This window comes from Cetobacterium somerae (genome assembly GCF_022430525.1).
Classification (GTDB): domain Bacteria; phylum Fusobacteriota; class Fusobacteriia; order Fusobacteriales; family Fusobacteriaceae; genus Cetobacterium_A.
This window is the reverse complement of sequence record NZ_CP092519.1, coordinates 1,355,887-1,372,694: the sequence shown is the minus strand read 5'-3', so window position 1 is coordinate 1,372,694 and position 16,808 is coordinate 1,355,887. Positions and strand designations below refer to the sequence as shown.

The following is a 16,808-nucleotide window of genomic DNA, read 5'->3' as shown; positions in this document are numbered from 1 at the left end:
ATTATGTTTTCAGTTAATTATAAAGTTACAATATCAGATATAAATTATGGAGGACATATGGGGAATGAAAGAGCATTACTGCTATTTCAACAATCTAGAATAGAACTTTTTAAAAGTTTGGGAGTAACGGAAATAAATGTTGGAGATAATGTTGGTACAATTCAAAAAGATGCACACGTTTATTATAAAGGGGAGGTATACTTAGGAGATGAATTAACAATAATAATAAAAAATATAGATATAAAAAAAACATCATTAAATTTTATATATAGTGTAGAGAAAAAAGAGGGAGGAATCGTATTAGAGGGGAGTACAATCATTGTAGCTTTTGATTATGGAAAGAAAAAGGTAGCAAGGTTCTCTCAAGAGTTTTTAAATGAATTAGAAAAAATCTTTTTATAATATAGATATTATGAGGTGTGCATATGAGTTTATTTAAAGATTCAAGAATAAAATATTTAAAAAATAATAAGAAAGTAGAAGGACAACATATAATATATTGGATGCAAGAAAGTCAAAGAACGAGATATAATTTTGCTTTAAATGAAGCAATATATTTATCTAAAAAAAATAAAATACCTCTTTATGTTGTATTTAATTATTTAAATAGTTATCCTGAAGCATCTAAAAGACATTACGATTTTATGCTACAAGGTTTAAAAGATGTTAAAGAATCTCTTGATCAAAAAGGTATCAAGTTTATTTTATTAGAAGGAGATCCTTTAGAAAATATAATTAAAGTTTGTAAAAAAGCAAAAGTTGTTATTTGGGATAAAAGTTATTTGAAAAATCAAAGGGAAGTAAAAGAGAGATTGCTAAAATGTATAGATAGTACAATTTTAGAGATTGAAAGTAATGTTGTCATTCCTGTGGAGTTGGTTAGTACTAAAGAGGAGTACAGTGCAAAAACTTTAAGAGATAAATATAGAAAAATAGAAACTTTTAACGAAGAAACTTTTAATGAAGAAAAATATTTTTTTATAGAAAATTTGGGTAATGTTCTAGAGGAGTTAGACTGTTCTGATAAATATATACCAAAGATAAAAAAAACTTTAGATGGAGGTTTTTTAGGAGGGGAGAGAGAAGCTGTAAAAATTTTAGAAAGTTTTATAAAAAATGATTTAAAATTTTATTTAAATAAAGGACCTGATAATGAAAGAAGTTCAAAATTATCACCCTATTTACATTTTGGGCAAATATCTCCTGTAGAAATTAAACATAATATTGAAAAATTAAGTAAAGAATTGATTAATGAAAAAAATAGTTTTTTAGAAGAAGTTATAATAAGAAGGGAATTAGCAATTAATTTTGTCTACTATAATAAAAATTATGATAATTGGCTAGGAATAACATATGAGTGGGCTTATAAAACATTAGAAAAACATGAAAATGATAAAAGAGAATATATTTATAGTGAAAAAGAGTTGGAAGAGTTTAAAACACACGATAAATATTGGAATGCGTGTCAAAAGCAGATGTTAGATATGGGATATATGGATAGTTATATGAGGATGTACTGGTGTAAAAAAATATTAGAATGGAGTGTTACTCCCCAAAAAGCATATGAAATAGCAATAAAGCTTAATAATAAATACTTTTATGATGGAAGAGATCCTAACTCTTATGCAGGAGTTGCTTGGTGTTTTGGAAAGCATGATCGAGCATGGAAAGAGAGGGAGATATTTGGTAAAGTTAGATATATGAATAGCGATGGATTGAAAAGAAAGTTTGATATAGAAAAATATGTAGAAAAATATTTAAAATAAAAAGGAAAAGTAATCTGTTTGAACAACAATAGTATATAACACTTTAAAATTTAAGGAGGAGTTAAAATGAAAAAAATAAAGTTGATTTCATTATTAGCATTAAGTGTATTTATATTAGCATGTTCAGGTGAAAAAGAAGAAGCAAAACCAGCAGCAACGCCTACAACAACAGAATCAACATCAGTTCCAGGAGATAAAGTTTCTACTGATGAAAATGCACAAAAAATGACAGAAAAGCCATCTACAGAGAATGCGGTTCAGGAAGCTGTAACAGAAAATGCTGAAAATGCAACTAAATCAGCAGTTGAAACTGTTGAAAAAGCAACTGATAAAATTGGGGAAGAGTTAGATAAGGCTGGAGATAAAGCAAAAGATAAGATAGATCAGGGTGTAGATGCAATAAAAGAAAAAGTTGCTAACTAAAATAGAGAAGGAGTAGATATTCTACTCCTTTAATTTTTATTTAAAATCTCTTCTAATTTTTCATAAGTGAAACTAACAATTTCATTACAACTAACATTTGATTTTTTCAAATCGACACAAAGTTCAGAATTAAACTTATTTTTAATTTCTTTTAATAAATCATTAGCCAAAGATCTAGCTTGATTCTCTTCTTGATAAGTTTCTCTACCCTTAAGATAACCAATAACAAGAACAGCGGCATTAACAGCACCACAAAGGCTACCAATAGTTACTCCAGTTCCCATACCACTTCCTAAAGCAACAGGAATTTCAGTATTGTTATTTTTATTAAATGAATCAATAATAGATTCAGCACAATTTAACTGTCCTTTAACATAAGTTACTTTTTTATTCATAAAACACTCCTTTAAAATAGAATACCTAATTGATTATATTATTCAAAAGTATTGGTGTCAATGATTAGTATAAATAAAATCAATTTGAAAAATAGTTGATAAAGGAGTAAAGTATTATAAATTTATATCATAAAGGGGGAAATTATGGTATTAAGAAAATATAGATTGGTTGCGGTTTCAATTTTTAGAATTTTTACAGAAATTTTATATGAGATTTTAAAAAAGTTCTCAGTTATTTATTATTTATTATTTGTTTTTGGATTATTATTTTCAATAAAAAATAACAATGTAACTAAAGAGGTTGTTATAGTTTCAACATTTTTTTTAATTTTTACATGGGGATACTGCAAGTTTTACAATAAATTACATAATTTTTTATATCGAATAGAATTGGAATTAACTTAAAAGGAGAACTATAGAGTTCTCCTTTTAAATTCTTAATATGTGTAAGTAAAAGCTTTTTCAGTTAAAACTTTAATCTTAGAATAATCGATATCTTCATCTTTAGAAGAACATCCCCCAGAAGAGCAACCACCTTTAGAAGAACATCCTCCAGAAGAGCAACCACCACAAGAGTTTTCTTCCTCTCCTTTTTCATAATCGGGATTTCTTTTAAGAAAATCCTCGTAATTTTCGAGATATCCTTGGTTAGTTAAAGATATATATATTTCTTTAAGTTCAGCAGAGCTAATACCTAAGTTTTTCATAATGGCACCATCACTATAAACCATTCCACTTTTTAAAAAGTCTAAAACATTTTTTTCTATATTATTCATAAATTTAATCACCTCATTTGTCTGAATAATACATTTTAGCACAAAAAAAAAGAATTGTTAATTTTTTTGCAAGCATGATATAATGGAGTAAAAGTCTATACTATATTGTTGGAGGATTAATGGAAGAAAAAGTTTTTGAAACAAAAAGAGAGATGGTTGAATACTCAATAAGAAGTACTTATAGAAAGAAGATATGGTCAAAATTTACAAAGGCAATAAAAGATTTTGATTTAATACAGGATGGAGATAAAATAGCTGTTGGAGTATCAGGAGGAAAAGATAGCTTGTTGTTATCAAAATTATTTCAAGAATTAAAAAGAGATAAAAGTAAAAATTTTGAAGTAGCCTTCATATCAATGAATCCAGGATTTGGATCTATGGATTTAGAGCAATTTAAAATTAATTTAGAAGAGCTTGGAATTCCATGTGAAATATTTGATGCAAATGTTTGGGAAGTGGCCTTTGAATCGTCTCCTGATAGTCCTTGTTTTTTATGTGCAAAAATGAGAAGAGGAGTTCTTTACAGCAAGGTAGAGGAGTTAGGATATAATAAATTGGCTTTAGGACATCATTTTGATGATTTAGTAGAAACTACTTTAATAAATATGTTTTATGCAGGGACTACAAAAACAATGATTCCTAAAGTAAAATCAACAAGTGGAAGATTAGAGTTAATAAGACCATTAATTTATATAAAAGAAAATGATATTATAAATTTCACGAAAAAAAATGAAATTATGGCAATGGCTTGTGGTTGCCCAATTGAATCTGGGAAAGTTGATTCAAAGAGAAAGGAGATTAAAAATCTACTATCAACTTTAGAAAAAACAAACCCTCAGATAAAGCAAAGTATATTTAATTCGATGAAAAATATAAATTTAGATTATGTATTAGGATATGTATCTGAAGCAAAAAAAGGAGAGTAGTGTGTTAAAAATAGATAATATAAAAGAGTTAAATGGCCACACATTTCAATCTTTTACTTTTGAAGTTAAAGAAAATATAGTTTTAATTAATAATTTAAAAGATGAAATAAAAATAGAGATAACTTATACTGAAAATAAAATAATAAAATTAATTGATAAAATTTATAAACAAACAGGATTAAAAATAAATTTAAATAAATTGGATGATAGAGAAATTTTATCGTTTATTCAAGATAAGGGATTTGAAAAAACATTATGGAGCCCAATAGGAAGGGCGATGCATGATTACAATATGATTGAAGAGGGCGATAGAATTGCTGTTGGAATATCAGGAGGAAAAGATAGTTTAACAGTTTTAAATGCTTTAATAAGAATAAAAAAAATATCGGGAATAAATTTTGAATTATTTCCAATTCACATTCATCCAGTTGAAGAGGGTGGAAAATATGGTGATATAAAAGACTACTGCTCTAAATTAGGGGTAGAATTACAAGTAATAGAGACATCAATAGGTGAAAGTATTTTGACTAATGAAGATTTAAAAAATCCGTGTTTTATGTGTGCAAGAGTAAGAAGAGGACTTCTGTATAAAGAGATGAAAAAACAAAATATAAATAAGTTAGTATTAGGTCATCATAAAGATGATATAATAGAAACGTTTTTATTAAATGTTTTATATCAAGGAAATATGGGGGTAATGAAACCTGCTTATCATTCAGAGGAGTATGGGTTGAAAGTTATTAGACCCTTAGCATATGTGGAAGAAAAAGAAACAATCAGATATGCAAAAAAATTAGGATTACCAATTTTGCATAATGACTGTCCATATGAAACAAGTGATAATTCAAAACGTTTAAAAGTAAAAAAGATGATAGAGGAATTGGCAAAAGATAGTCCAAATGTAAGAAGTGTAATGTTAAATAGTATAAAAGATCTATTTGTTTAAAGAAAACTTTGATTATTAAAGTTTTATCCTTGACAAATGTTATTTAGTGGAATATAATTCATGTATAAATAACAAATAATACTAGGAGGTTTATTCTATGACGCCATTAGTTTTTGCAGAACAAAATAAAGAGTTTGTTATAAAAGAGATAAAGGGAAGAGATAAAGATAAGAATAGACTAACAGAAAAAGGATTTTGTATAGGAAATAAAATATGCTTACTAAGAGATGATCAAAGTAACTATATAGTAAAAATAAATGACACTAAATATGTTTTAAATTTTGGATTAGCAAATAAGATAATAATTGACAATGAATAATATTAAATCACAGTTTTCTACTGTGATTTAAATTTTCCAAATATATTTTGAGTTTCAAAATATATTTATAACTAATAAGTTGGGAGGCTTGGAATGAAATTAACAGAGTTAAAAAGAGGAGAATCAGCTAAAATCGTCAAAATTGGGAAAATTGGCGAATTAAAAAAAAGGTTAGTTGATATGGGTGTAACAGCAGGAGAGATAATAAAACTTGAAAGAAATGCTCCTTTAGGAGACCCACAAGAGTTTATTGTAAAATCAACAAATATCGCTATAAGAAAACAAGATGCACAAAATATTGAAATAGAGATAGATGGATAGGAGATTAAAGATGATAAAAATAGCATTTACAGGAAATCCAAATGTAGGAAAATCAGCATTAATAAATGCAATAGCTGGTTCAAATTTAAAAGTAGGAAACTGGGCTGGTGTAACAGTTGAGAAAAAAGAGGCTGAGTTTGAATATAAAGGTGAAAAAATTCAATGTATTGATTTGCCAGGAGTTTATAGTTTAAGTCCGTATACTTTAGAAGAAACTATAACTAGAGACTTCATAATTAATGAAAAACCAGACGTTATAATTAATATAGTTGACTCTACAAACTTAGAGAGAAACTTATATTTAACAATGTTATTAAAAGAATTAGAAAAACCTATGATTATGGCCTTAAATTTTTATGATGAATTTGAAAAGTTAAATTATAAACTAGATGTTAAAAAATTTGTAGATATGATTGAGATGGATGTGATAATGACATCTGCAACAAAAAGAACAGGGGTTCAAGAGTTGCTTGATAAAGCGTTAGTTATAGCAAAAGAATCTAAAGAAAATAAGAAATACACACTATTATTTGATAAATGTTTAGAGGAAGCTATTGGAGAAGTTAAATGTAAAATAAATTGTGATGAAAAGTTACAAAAAGCTTCTGAAAAATTTGGAATGGACTTTCTAGCAATAAAATTATTAGAGCAAGATAAGCATTTATTAGAAATTTTAAAAACAGAGTATAAATATGAAGAGGATAGTAGTATATTAAAAATTACAAAACAGCTTGAAGATGATCATGATGAAGATATTGAAACTATATTTGCAGAAGGAAGATATGGAACAGTTAAAGGAATATTAGCTAAAACATTTACAACTTCAATAAAATCTAGATTGGATTTTACAGATAAGGTTGATAGAGTTCTATTAAATAAATATTTAGGGTTACCAATATTTTTCTTAATAATAGTAGGATTAATGGGAACTGTATTTAATGGATCAGCTCCTTTAATCGATTGGGTTGATGGGTTTGTAAATGATTATATAGGTAAATATGTAAGTATGTTAATAGATGAAAATACCCCAAATTGGTTAGCATCATTAGTTATGGATGGAATTTTAGGAGGAGTAGGAGGAGTAGTTGTGTTTGTTCCTCTTATGTTATACTTATATTTCTTCTTAGCAATATTAGAAGAAAGTGGTTATATGTCTAGAGTTGCTTTTTTAATGGATAAAATAATGACAAAATTAGGATTAAATGGGAAAGCCTTTGTTCCAATGGTATTAGGATTTGGATGTACAGTTCCAGCGATATATGCTACAAGAACTTTGGAAGATGAATCATCAAGAAGACTAACTGCAGCAATGGCACCATTTATGTCGTGTGGAGCTAGACTTCCAGTATATGGATTATTTACAGCAGCATTCTTTGGTGCTAAAGCTGGAATGGTTGTAATGTCTCTATACGTACTAGGAATTGCAGTAGCTATTTTAACAGGATTAGTTTTAAAGAATTTTGAAATGTTTAAAGCTGAAGGAAGAGCATTGCTAATAGAGTTACCCCCATATAGAGTACCAAGTTTAAGAGTAATTGTAAAATCAACACTAACTAGAACTGGATCTTATTTAAAAAAAGCTACAACAATTATAATGGGAATGTTAATGATTCTATGGGCATTAACATATTTTCCAAATAATGGTGATACAGCAAACTCTTATATGGCCAAATTTGGAAAAACATTCCAAGGAGTTCTAAAACCAACAGGATTTGCAGATAGATGGGAAACAGTTGCAGCAATACCACCTAGTTTAGCAGCAAAAGAGATTGTAGTAGGATTTATGGCTCAAGTCTTGGTAGGCGATAAAAATGCTGAAGAAATAGAAGAAGAAGTAAACCATGAAACAACATTTGTAGAGGATACAGTTGATCAATTAGCAGGCCTTGGAGTAGCTATAAAAGACTCAATAGTTGGGGTTGTTAGTTTAGACGTTAAAGGGTTGTTTAGTGTTCCTGATGAAACCGAGATTGAAGAGGAAGGAAGCGGTGTTGTAGCAGCAACAAAAATGTTATGGACAGATGAATTAGCTCCTTTAAGAGCATATTCATTTATGGTATTTATTTTATTGGTAGTTCCTTGTGTTGTAACTTTGGGAGCTATAAAACAAGAATTTGGATATAAGTTCACAGGATTTATAATAGGAATGTTATTAGTAGTTCCGTATGTTGTATCAACACTTGTATTCCAAATTGGAAAGTTATTCTTTTAACTTTTCTATTGAGGAGGCGAATATGAAAACTTTAATTTTGATAGGAATAGTTGCAATAATTGGAGGGATAGCCTTGAAAAGCTTATATAAAATGCTTAAGGGCGAAAGTGGTTGCAATTGTTCAAAAGGTAAAAATGGAAGTTGTAGTTTAAAAGATAAATGTAAACATTAGTTCTAAATAAAAAGGAGTAATTCTACGAATTACTCCTTTTTATTATTCTTCGTCTTTTAACCAATGGACTTTTTCGTTTGAATTATCTGGTTCAATATCAACACTCATCATATTATAAATAAAATCATCTAGAGGGCAAACTAAAACAGCCATAACTACATTATCAGGAAGTCCTATCCTAAAACCCTTTAATTTCCTTAAAAGTAAGTCAACTTTAGAACCTGAAACGATAAGGTGAAAAACAGCTTCGGAACCAGGCCAAACATGATTATTTAAATGTCTAATTCCATGCTCCCAGCTACCTTCAAGTTTTGATTGAATAGTATAGTAATGAAAACCAATTGAATGTAAAAATGATTGTAAATTATTTTTTTGAGAATCATTAATATATATAACTACTCTTTTTGCATTCTTTCTATCAATAACCATAAAAGACCGCCTCCTATAAAAATATGATTAATACTTTATTACTATATTTTTTTTAAAAAATCAATATCTTAATATAGTAAAAATTCTTACAGAATAAGAACATGTAAAAAAACAAATCATAACTAATAAATAAAAATTTAAAAAAAGTACACATTTTTATAAATCTATGTTATAATCTAATGAATGAATATAAATAATTTAAGGAAGTGAATATGGAAAAAATATTAACATTTAGAGATTTAGGTTTAACTGAAAAAACTTTAAAGCCTCTAGAAAAAAAAGGTTTTGAACAGCCAAGTCCAATACAGGCTTTAACTATACCAGCATTACTAAACGGAGATAAGGACATAATTGGTCAAGCACAAACAGGAACAGGAAAAACTGCAGCGTTCTCTTTACCAATTCTTGAAAAAATAGAGAAAAGTACAGGACATGTACAAGCTATAATATTAGCACCAACAAGAGAGTTGGCGGTTCAAGTAGCTGAAGAGATGAACTCATTAGCACACGGAAGAAAATTAAAAATAATTCCAGTTTATGGAGGACAATCATTAGAGCAACAAAAAAGACAACTTAACAAGGGTGTTGATATTGTTGTAGGTACTCCAGGAAGAGTAATGGATTTAATGAACAGACAAGTTTTAAAATTAAATAACATTGATTATTTCATATTAGACGAAGCAGATGAGATGTTAAATATGGGATTCGTTGAGGATATCGAGCATATCTTAACTCAAACTAACGAAGATAAAAGAATGTTATTTTTCTCAGCAACTATGCCAGCAGAAATTTTAAAAATAGCAAAATCTCATATGAGAGAGCATGAAGTATTAGCAGTTAAGAAAAAAGAATTAACAACAAACTTAACAGAGCAAATTTACTTTGAAGTAAAAGAGAAAGATAAATTTGAGGCTTTATGTAGAATAATTGATATCGAGTTAGATTTCTATGGAATTGTTTTCTGTAGAACTAAAAATGATGTTAATGAACTTGTAGGAAAATTACAAGATAGAGGATATGATGTTGAAGGATTACACGGAGATATCAGTCAAAATCACAGAGAAGTTACTTTAAGAAGATTTAAAAATAAAAACTTAAATATTCTTATTGCAACAGACGTAGCAGCAAGAGGTATAGATGTAAATGATTTAACACATGTTATAAACTATGCAATTCCTCAAGAGGCAGAAAGTTACGTACATAGAATTGGAAGAACAGGAAGAGCTGGAAAGCAAGGTACAGCAATAACATTTATAACTCCATCTGAGTATAGAAAGTTACTTCAAATTCAAAGAATAACAAAAACAGAGATTAAAAAAGAGCAAGTTCCAGGAGTAAAGGATGTAATCTTAGCTAAGAAAACTAGATTATTTGATAGTGTTAGAAACATTATATCAAATGGAGATGCAGAATCTTACTATGATATGGCAAAAGAGTTATTAACTCAAGAGACAACTCCAATTGAAGTTATAGCAGCTATATTAAAGAATTTCTATGATGAGGAATTAGAAGAAACAAACTACTCTGATATAGAGAGTGTTTCACTTGATAAAACAGGAAAGACAAGATTATTTATAGCTCTTGGTAAGAAAGATAAAATGACTCCTAGAAAGTTAGTTGATTTAATATCTAAAAAGACTAAAGTTCACGAATCAAAACTAAAAGGTGTAGAAGTATATGAGAACTTCTCATTTGTTTCTGTTCCATTCGTTGAAGCTGAAACAATAGTTGATATTTTCCAAAAAGATAGAAAAGGAAAGAAACCTTTAATCGAAAAGGCAAAACAATCAAGAAAGTAATTGAATAAAAATAAAAAAGCTGTAACTAGGGAAACCAAAGTACAGCTTTTTTCAACATAAAAATGGGAGAGTGTTATGAAAAAGAAAATCTTAATATTGTTATTTTTAATATTAACAATACCAGTGGCTCTTTTTAAATTTTATTCAATAAAAATAGAGGAGAAAAGAGATTATAAAGTTCAAATTAATCTAAAACAAGGTACAAGTTTAAGTAGCGTTTTTAATAAATTAGGAATTGACAAATCAATGATTTTTAAAATATTTTTAAAATATGAAAAAAATTCAGGTAAAAATATAAAAGCTGGATTTTATGAATTTGATGGAAAATATTCATATAAAGATATACTTCAAATGATGGAAGAGGGGAAAGTTAAGTATACTATTTTAACAATTCCAGAGGGATATTCAATAAAAGAGATAGGTAAATTACTTCAAGATAGAGGTATTGGAACAGAGGAAGGATTAAAAAAAGCGTTAGAAAATATAAAAGATTTCCCATATTTAACACCAAATGGGAACTATGAAGGGTATTTATATCCTGAAACCTACTATCTTTCAGTAGATACTAATGAAAATGAGATAGTAAAAGCAATGATAGGAGAGTTTTTAAAAAAGTTTCCTCCAGAAAAATATCCTGATAAGAAAAAATTTTATCAGGAATTAATTATGGCATCGATTATTGAAAGAGAAGCACAATTAAAAGATGAAAAGCCTTTAATGTCATCAGTTTTTTATAATCGTTTAAAAAAAGGGATGAATTTAGGTTCGGATGCAACGGTAAACTATATATATGATTATACTAAAAGAAGAATGTATTATAAAGATTTGAAGATAGATTCTCCATATAATACATATATGTATAAAGGATTACCACCAGGGCCAATATCTAATCCAGATTATAACTCCGTTATGGCAGCAATAAATCCAGCTAAGACGGATTATTTGTTTTTTGTGGTAACTAGTAATGGAAAACATACATTTACAAAAACATATAAGGAACATCTAGAGGTTCAGAAAAAAAGTAATAAGTAGTTAGGAGAGATATAAATTATGGAAAGAGTAGTTTTAGTTGGAATAAATAGTCAGTTTATTCACACAAACTTAGCAATTAGATATTTAAAGAATTACGTTGAAAAATATAGTAGTTTAAAAATAGAGTTATATGAAAGCAATATAAATAATCAAATTCAAAGTATAATAACAGATCTTTTTAGATTAAATGGAGATCACTATATTTTTTCAACATATATATGGAACAAGGAATATGTTTTTAGTATTATAAAAGAACTAAAAAAGATAATGCCTCACATAACAATAACTCTTGGAGGACCAGAAGTTAGTTATAATGCAAAGGAATCATTGATAGCAAATAAATGTATTGATTTTGTTTTAGTAGGAGAGGGAGAAAGAGTACTTTTAAATTTTTTAACTAATGAAAATAAGAATCAAAAAGGAGTAGCTTTTTTAAAGTCTGGAGAGTTTGTATACTTAGGTGATGAATTTCCAATAGAAGATTTAGATACAATACCATTTCCATATAATGATGAAGAATTAAAAGAAAATATAAAAATTTTATATTATGAATCAAGTAGAGGGTGTCCTTTTAGTTGTTCATATTGCTTATCATCTATAGATAAAGGTGTTAGATATCTATCTTTAGAGAGAGTAAAAAGTGACCTAAAAAGATTTTTAGATTCTGGGGTAGAATTAGTAAAATTTGTAGATAGAACTTATAATTTAAGAAAAGATAGATATTTAGGAATTTGGGAATATTTATTAGAGAATTATAAAGAGGGAGTAACATTTCACTTTGAAATAAATGCTAATATTTTTGATGAGGAAATAATTGATTTTTTAAAGAAAGTTCCAGATGGATATTTCCAATTTGAAGTGGGAGTTCAAAGTATTAACAAAGAAACAATGGATAGTATAAATAGAAGAAATCTGCTAGAGAGATTAAAAAATAATATTAAAGCCATATCTAAAAATATTCATTTACACGTGGATTTAATAGCAGGATTACCATATGATACATATGATACGTTTAAAGATTCGTTTGACTATGTATACGATCTAGATGCTGAAATGATTCAACTTGGATTCTTAAAAATTTTAAGTGGAACAAAAATAGCTGGTGAAATAGAGAAGTATGATTATAAATATATAGAATTTCCTCCATATGAAGTACTGTCTAATTGTTTTATAAAGTATGAAGAGCTAGTAAAATTAAAAAATGTAGAAAAAATGTTAGATTATTATTATAATTCTGAGAAATTTAAGTATTCGGTAAAGTTTATAATAGAAAATTATTATAATAGACCATTTGACTTTTTTGAAGATATTTCAAATTATTATGATAGACAAAATTTATTAGGATTAGGACATAAAGTTGTGAGTATTTTTAATAATTTAGTTAAATTTTTTGAAGAGAAAAATTTTCAAGGAAAAAATATTTTTATAGAGTATTTAAAATTAGATTATTTACTTTTAGGAAAGCCAGGGGTATATCCTGAATGGTTCATTTCTAATAAAGATAAAGAAAAATATAATAATATAATAATTGAAAAAAATTTTATATCTTCAAGAGAGGGATATAAAAAGACTGAGTTTGAAAAATTTAATTATGATGTATTAAATAACAAAAACGGAGAGATTGAAATATTTTTTAACTATGCAAAGAAAAAAACAATTTTAGAAACTTTTTAGTTAAAAATAAGAGGTAAAAAGAGTTTTAAAAAGAGGCTCTATATGGTATAATTCTATAAAATACTGTTTTAAAGGATAAAAATTATGTTAAAAAAAATTTTGAAAAAAATAAAAGATGAAAAATTAATAGAAGAAGGCGATAAAATAGTTCTTGGTTTTTCAGGAGGACCAGATTCAGTATTTTTATTAGAAGCTCTAAATTATGCTAAAAAAGAGATAAATTTTGAGTTTGTTTTAGCTCATGTTAATCATTTGTTAAGAGGAGAAAACTCAGATACAGATGAAAAATTTAGTATTGAATGTAGCAAAAGATTAAATATACCAATTTTTGTAAAAAGAGCTTCAATAGAAGAGATTGCTAAAGAGAATAATATAGGTTTAGAAGAAGCTGGAAGATTTATTAGGTATACATTTTTTAAAGATATATTGAAAAAGATTTCAGGTAATAAAATAGCAATAGCTCACAATTTAGACGATCAAATCGAAACATTTCTATTTAGACTTATTAGAGGTTCATCTTTAGAAGGTTTAGAAGGAATTCCAAATAGAGAAAATATTATCAGACCAATTAACGAGGTATATAAAAATAATATTTTAGAATTCTTAGATGAAAATGAAATTAAATATAGAATAGATGAAACTAACTTTGAAAATGACTTTACAAGAAATAGTATAAGATTAGATTTGATACCTTGGATTGAAAAAAGATACAATAATAATTTTAAAGATAAAATTTTTAATTTAATTTCAGAAATTAAAGAAGTGAACAAGATTCTAGAAATTGATTTAAAAAAATATGAAGAATTTAAAGATAATAGATGGGTTTTAAATATAGACTTAATTGAATTAGAAGAAAATTATATTCAAAGAAAGATAATTAATGAGTATTTAAAAAAATATAATTTAGAAGGTTCAAGAGAAAAAATAGGAAATATTATAAAATTATTGAATAGTAATGGAAGTAAGGTAATAAAATTAGAAAAAGGTTTTATATTGAAAAAACAATATAAAAATATTTGGATAGAAAAGGAAAAAAAAGATAAATTAGAAAAAGTTAATAAAGTAGTTACAGAAAAAATACCGTTTAAAATCATTTTTAATAGCTATATAGTAGAAGCTATGGAAGATAATAAAAGTTTTGGTAAAAATGAATTTTTAACAAATTTAAAAATAGGTGACACTATAGAGATTAGAATGAGAAAGGATGGGGATAAGATAAGACCTTTAGGAATGGAATCATATAAAAAATTAAAAGATATTTTTATAAATGAGAAAGTTCCAAAAGATTTAAGGGGAGAAATACCATTAATATTAAAAGACGATGAAATCGTTTGGGCTTCAGGCGTAAAAAAAAGCGAGAGTTTTAAGGGTGAAGAAAATAAAAAGGGAATTAAGCTAATCATAAGGAGGCAAGATGAAGAATAGAGAAGATAATGAAAAAATGGCATTGTATAACTTCATTGAAGAGGAGCCAAAAAAAGATGAAAGCGACGATGATGAAGCTGAGAAAAACAATGACAAAAAATCAAATGAGGAAAAAGAGAAAGAAGAGTTAGAGGAAAGAAAAAGAAAAATTAAAGAAAAATTAAAAGAGGGTATAGATAAGGGAAAACAAGATAAAGATTCAAATGATTCAAGAGAGTTAGGTGGAAGATTTAACTTGAAAGGATTTGTGATGTTATTATTCATAGTAACAATAATTTTATCTCTTCCAACAATGTTTTCTAAGTCAGATTCAACAAATGTAAAAACAATAAGTTATACAGATTTTTTACAAGATGTAAAAGATAACAAACTAGTTAGAGTAGATGAAAGAGAAGGGTATATATATGGATATACTGCTGAAAAAGATGCATCTGCAGTAAAAGCTAGAATGATAACAGATAGACTAGGTGGAGATTTACAACTAGTTGATTTAATAGAGAATAAAAATATTCAAATACAATCTTTACCACCACAAGAGTTACCATTTTTATTAAATATGCTAGCATCTTGGTTCCCAATGTTATTGTTAATTGGAATTTGGATTTTTATGCTTAATAAAATGAATAAAGGAAGCGGTGGAGGACCACAAGTTTTCAATATGGGTAAATCTAAAGCTAAAGAAAATGGTGAAAATGTATCTCAAGTTACTTTTGCTGATGTAGCTGGAATAGATGAAGCGAAAGTTGAATTAGAGGAAATTGTTCAATTTTTAAAAGAGCCTGATAAATTTAAAAATTTAGGTGCTAAGATTCCAAAAGGAGTTTTATTACTAGGTGCTCCAGGAACAGGTAAAACTCTTTTAGCTAAAGCTGTAGCTGGAGAAGCTGGGGTTCCATTCTTTAGTATGTCAGGATCAGAATTCGTAGAAATGTTTGTTGGAGTTGGAGCTTCAAGAGTTAGAGATTTATTTTCTAAAGCTAGAAAAAACTCTCCATGTATAATCTTTATAGATGAGATTGATGCAGTAGGTAGAAAAAGAGGAAGTGGTCAAGGTGGAGGAAACGACGAGAGAGAGCAAACACTTAACCAACTTCTAGTAGAAATGGATGGATTTGGAAGCGATGAAACAATAATAGTATTAGCTGCAACAAATAGACCGGAAATACTAGATAAAGCTTTAATGAGACCAGGAAGATTTGATAGACAAGTAGTAGTTGATAGACCTGATATAAAGGGAAGAGAGGCTATTTTAAAAGTTCATTCAAGAAATAAAAAGTTTGCATCAGATGTTGATTTTGATGTAATAGCAAGAAAAACGCCAGGATTTGTAGGAGCGGATATTGCAAATATGTTAAACGAAGCGGCTATATTGGCTGCGAGAGCTGGTAGAGATGAAATAAATATGTCTGATTTAGAAGAAGCTTCTGAAAAAGTTACAATAGGACCAGAGAGAAAATCAAGAATGGCAGTTCAAAAGGAAAGAATTATAGTTGCTTATCATGAAGTTGGTCATGCTATGACTCAAAGATTATCACCACATACAGAACCAGTTCATAAGGTTACAATAATTCCTAGAGGAATGGCTGCTCTTGGGTATACAATGACTCTTCCAACAGAGGATAGATATTTAAAATCTAAAAATGAGTTTTTGTCAGAACTTGTAACACTTTTAGGAGGAAGAGCATCAGAAGAAGTTGTATTTGGAGATATAACTACAGGTGCTAGTAACGATATAGAAAGAGCTACAGCAATAGCTCATGCTATGGTAACTAAATATGGTATGAGTGATAAATTTGGACCAATAATGTTAGATGCTACTCGTGATGGAGATATGTTCCAACAAAAGCTTTATGGAGAAACAACTTCAAAAGAGATAGATGATGAAATAAGAAGATTAGTAACGACAGCTTATAATAAAGCAAAAGAGATTTTAACTGAAAATAGAGAAACATTAGAGAAGATAACTCAGGCATTGTTAAGATTAGAAACTATAACAGGTGAAGAGTTAGATGAGATGTTAAAAGGAAAAACTGTTGAAAGATTAGAAGAAGAAAACAGAATAGAAGAAAAATTAGCAGACTTAAAAGAAGAAGAAAATAAGTTAAGGGAAGAATTAAAGCAGAAAGCTTCTCAATCAGTTTTAGAAGATCAAAAAGAGGATAAGGTAGAAAATTAGACTTTACTAAAATAAGA

Annotated in this window: 18 protein-coding genes; 15 read left to right on the top strand and 3 right to left on the bottom strand. The window is 27.7% G+C overall.

Annotation, left to right across the window (positions count from 1 at the left end; all coding sequences use genetic code 11):
* Nucleotides 1-3: 3 nt before the first annotated feature.
* From MKD34_RS06280 to MKD34_RS06270, 3 genes are all read left to right on the top strand, one after another.
* Complete coding sequence (locus MKD34_RS06280; RefSeq protein WP_240218750.1) at nucleotides 4-402, top strand: thioesterase family protein; 399 nt, start codon at nucleotides 4-6, stop codon at nucleotides 400-402.
* A 23-nt stretch (nucleotides 403-425) separates the two neighbouring features.
* Nucleotides 426-1,766: a deoxyribodipyrimidine photo-lyase gene (locus MKD34_RS06275; protein WP_240218749.1), complete on the top strand. Its 1,341-nt coding sequence runs from the start codon at nucleotides 426-428 to the stop codon at nucleotides 1,764-1,766.
* Between the two features lie 66 nt (nucleotides 1,767-1,832).
* Nucleotides 1,833-2,189, top strand: a complete 357-nt coding sequence (locus tag MKD34_RS06270) for a hypothetical protein (RefSeq protein WP_240218748.1) — start codon at nucleotides 1,833-1,835, stop codon at nucleotides 2,187-2,189.
* Between the two features lie 29 nt (nucleotides 2,190-2,218).
* Here MKD34_RS06270 and MKD34_RS06265 read toward each other — a convergent pair whose 3' ends face one another.
* On the bottom strand, nucleotides 2,219-2,584 hold the full coding sequence (locus tag MKD34_RS06265) for a C-GCAxxG-C-C family (seleno)protein (RefSeq protein ID WP_240218747.1): 366 nt from the start codon (nucleotides 2,582-2,584) through the stop codon (nucleotides 2,219-2,221).
* Nucleotides 2,585-2,728: 144 nt separating this feature from the next.
* Between MKD34_RS06265 and MKD34_RS06260 the strand changes: the two genes are divergently transcribed.
* Nucleotides 2,729-2,989 (top strand): hypothetical protein, encoded by a 261-nt coding sequence (locus tag MKD34_RS06260; protein WP_240218746.1) that lies wholly within the window; start codon nucleotides 2,729-2,731, stop codon nucleotides 2,987-2,989.
* A gap of 32 nt (nucleotides 2,990-3,021) precedes the next feature.
* On the opposite strand, the gene MKD34_RS06255 is transcribed toward MKD34_RS06260, so the two are convergent.
* A complete protein-coding gene (locus MKD34_RS06255) occupies nucleotides 3,022-3,360 on the bottom strand; it encodes a hypothetical protein (RefSeq protein ID WP_240218745.1) in 339 nt (112 codons plus the stop codon).
* Nucleotides 3,361-3,479: 119 nt separating this feature from the next.
* Here MKD34_RS06255 and MKD34_RS06250 point away from each other — a divergent pair, with 119 nt between their 5' ends.
* From MKD34_RS06250 to MKD34_RS06225, 6 genes are all read left to right on the top strand, one after another.
* Entirely contained in the window at nucleotides 3,480-4,286 is an 807-nt protein-coding gene (locus MKD34_RS06250; RefSeq protein WP_240218744.1) for a tRNA lysidine(34) synthetase, read from the top strand.
* A 1-nt stretch (nucleotide 4,287) separates the two neighbouring features.
* On the top strand, nucleotides 4,288-5,232 hold the full coding sequence (locus tag MKD34_RS06245; RefSeq protein WP_240218743.1) for a tRNA 2-thiocytidine biosynthesis TtcA family protein: 945 nt from the start codon (nucleotides 4,288-4,290) through the stop codon (nucleotides 5,230-5,232).
* 97 nt (nucleotides 5,233-5,329) lie between these two features.
* Nucleotides 5,330-5,551: a FeoA family protein gene (locus MKD34_RS06240; protein WP_023050074.1), complete on the top strand. Its 222-nt coding sequence runs from the start codon at nucleotides 5,330-5,332 to the stop codon at nucleotides 5,549-5,551.
* A gap of 93 nt (nucleotides 5,552-5,644) precedes the next feature.
* On the top strand, nucleotides 5,645-5,872 hold the full coding sequence (locus tag MKD34_RS06235; RefSeq protein ID WP_023050073.1) for a FeoA family protein: 228 nt from the start codon (nucleotides 5,645-5,647) through the stop codon (nucleotides 5,870-5,872).
* A 10-nt stretch (nucleotides 5,873-5,882) separates the two neighbouring features.
* Nucleotides 5,883-8,084, top strand: a complete 2,202-nt coding sequence (feoB, locus tag MKD34_RS06230; protein WP_240218742.1) for a ferrous iron transport protein B — start codon at nucleotides 5,883-5,885, stop codon at nucleotides 8,082-8,084.
* A 22-nt stretch (nucleotides 8,085-8,106) separates the two neighbouring features.
* Entirely contained in the window at nucleotides 8,107-8,256 is a 150-nt protein-coding gene (locus MKD34_RS06225) for a FeoB-associated Cys-rich membrane protein (RefSeq protein ID WP_240218741.1), read from the top strand.
* Between the two features lie 42 nt (nucleotides 8,257-8,298).
* On the opposite strand, the gene MKD34_RS06220 is transcribed toward MKD34_RS06225, so the two are convergent.
* Nucleotides 8,299-8,685, bottom strand: coding sequence for a PG0541 family transporter-associated protein (locus tag MKD34_RS06220; RefSeq protein ID WP_240218740.1), 387 nt, complete (start codon nucleotides 8,683-8,685; stop codon nucleotides 8,299-8,301).
* Nucleotides 8,686-8,897: 212 nt separating this feature from the next.
* Between MKD34_RS06220 and MKD34_RS06215 the strand changes: the two genes are divergently transcribed.
* The 5 genes from MKD34_RS06215 (at nucleotide 8,898) to ftsH (ending at nucleotide 16,791) form a co-directional block, all read left to right on the top strand.
* A complete protein-coding gene (locus MKD34_RS06215; RefSeq protein ID WP_240218739.1) occupies nucleotides 8,898-10,484 on the top strand; it encodes a DEAD/DEAH box helicase in 1,587 nt (528 codons plus the stop codon).
* 75 nt (nucleotides 10,485-10,559) lie between these two features.
* Nucleotides 10,560-11,516 (top strand): endolytic transglycosylase MltG, encoded by a 957-nt coding sequence (gene mltG / locus MKD34_RS06210; protein WP_240218738.1) that lies wholly within the window; start codon nucleotides 10,560-10,562, stop codon nucleotides 11,514-11,516.
* Nucleotides 11,517-11,534: 18 nt separating this feature from the next.
* The gene (locus MKD34_RS06205) at nucleotides 11,535-13,190 is read left to right on the top strand and encodes a B12-binding domain-containing radical SAM protein (protein WP_240218737.1); all 1,656 of its coding nucleotides are present in this window, start codon (nucleotides 11,535-11,537) and stop codon (nucleotides 13,188-13,190) included.
* 84 nt (nucleotides 13,191-13,274) lie between these two features.
* Nucleotides 13,275-14,615, top strand: coding sequence for a tRNA lysidine(34) synthetase TilS (gene tilS / locus MKD34_RS06200; RefSeq protein WP_240218736.1), 1,341 nt, complete (start codon nucleotides 13,275-13,277; stop codon nucleotides 14,613-14,615).
* Nucleotides 14,605-16,791 carry an ATP-dependent zinc metalloprotease FtsH gene (ftsH, locus tag MKD34_RS06195; RefSeq protein ID WP_274722527.1) on the top strand — a complete coding sequence of 729 codons (2,187 nt, stop codon included), beginning with the start codon at nucleotides 14,605-14,607 and terminating at the stop codon, nucleotides 16,789-16,791. Before tilS ends, ftsH begins: the two co-directional genes overlap by 11 nt.
* The last annotated feature ends 17 nt before the right edge of the window (nucleotides 16,792-16,808 follow it).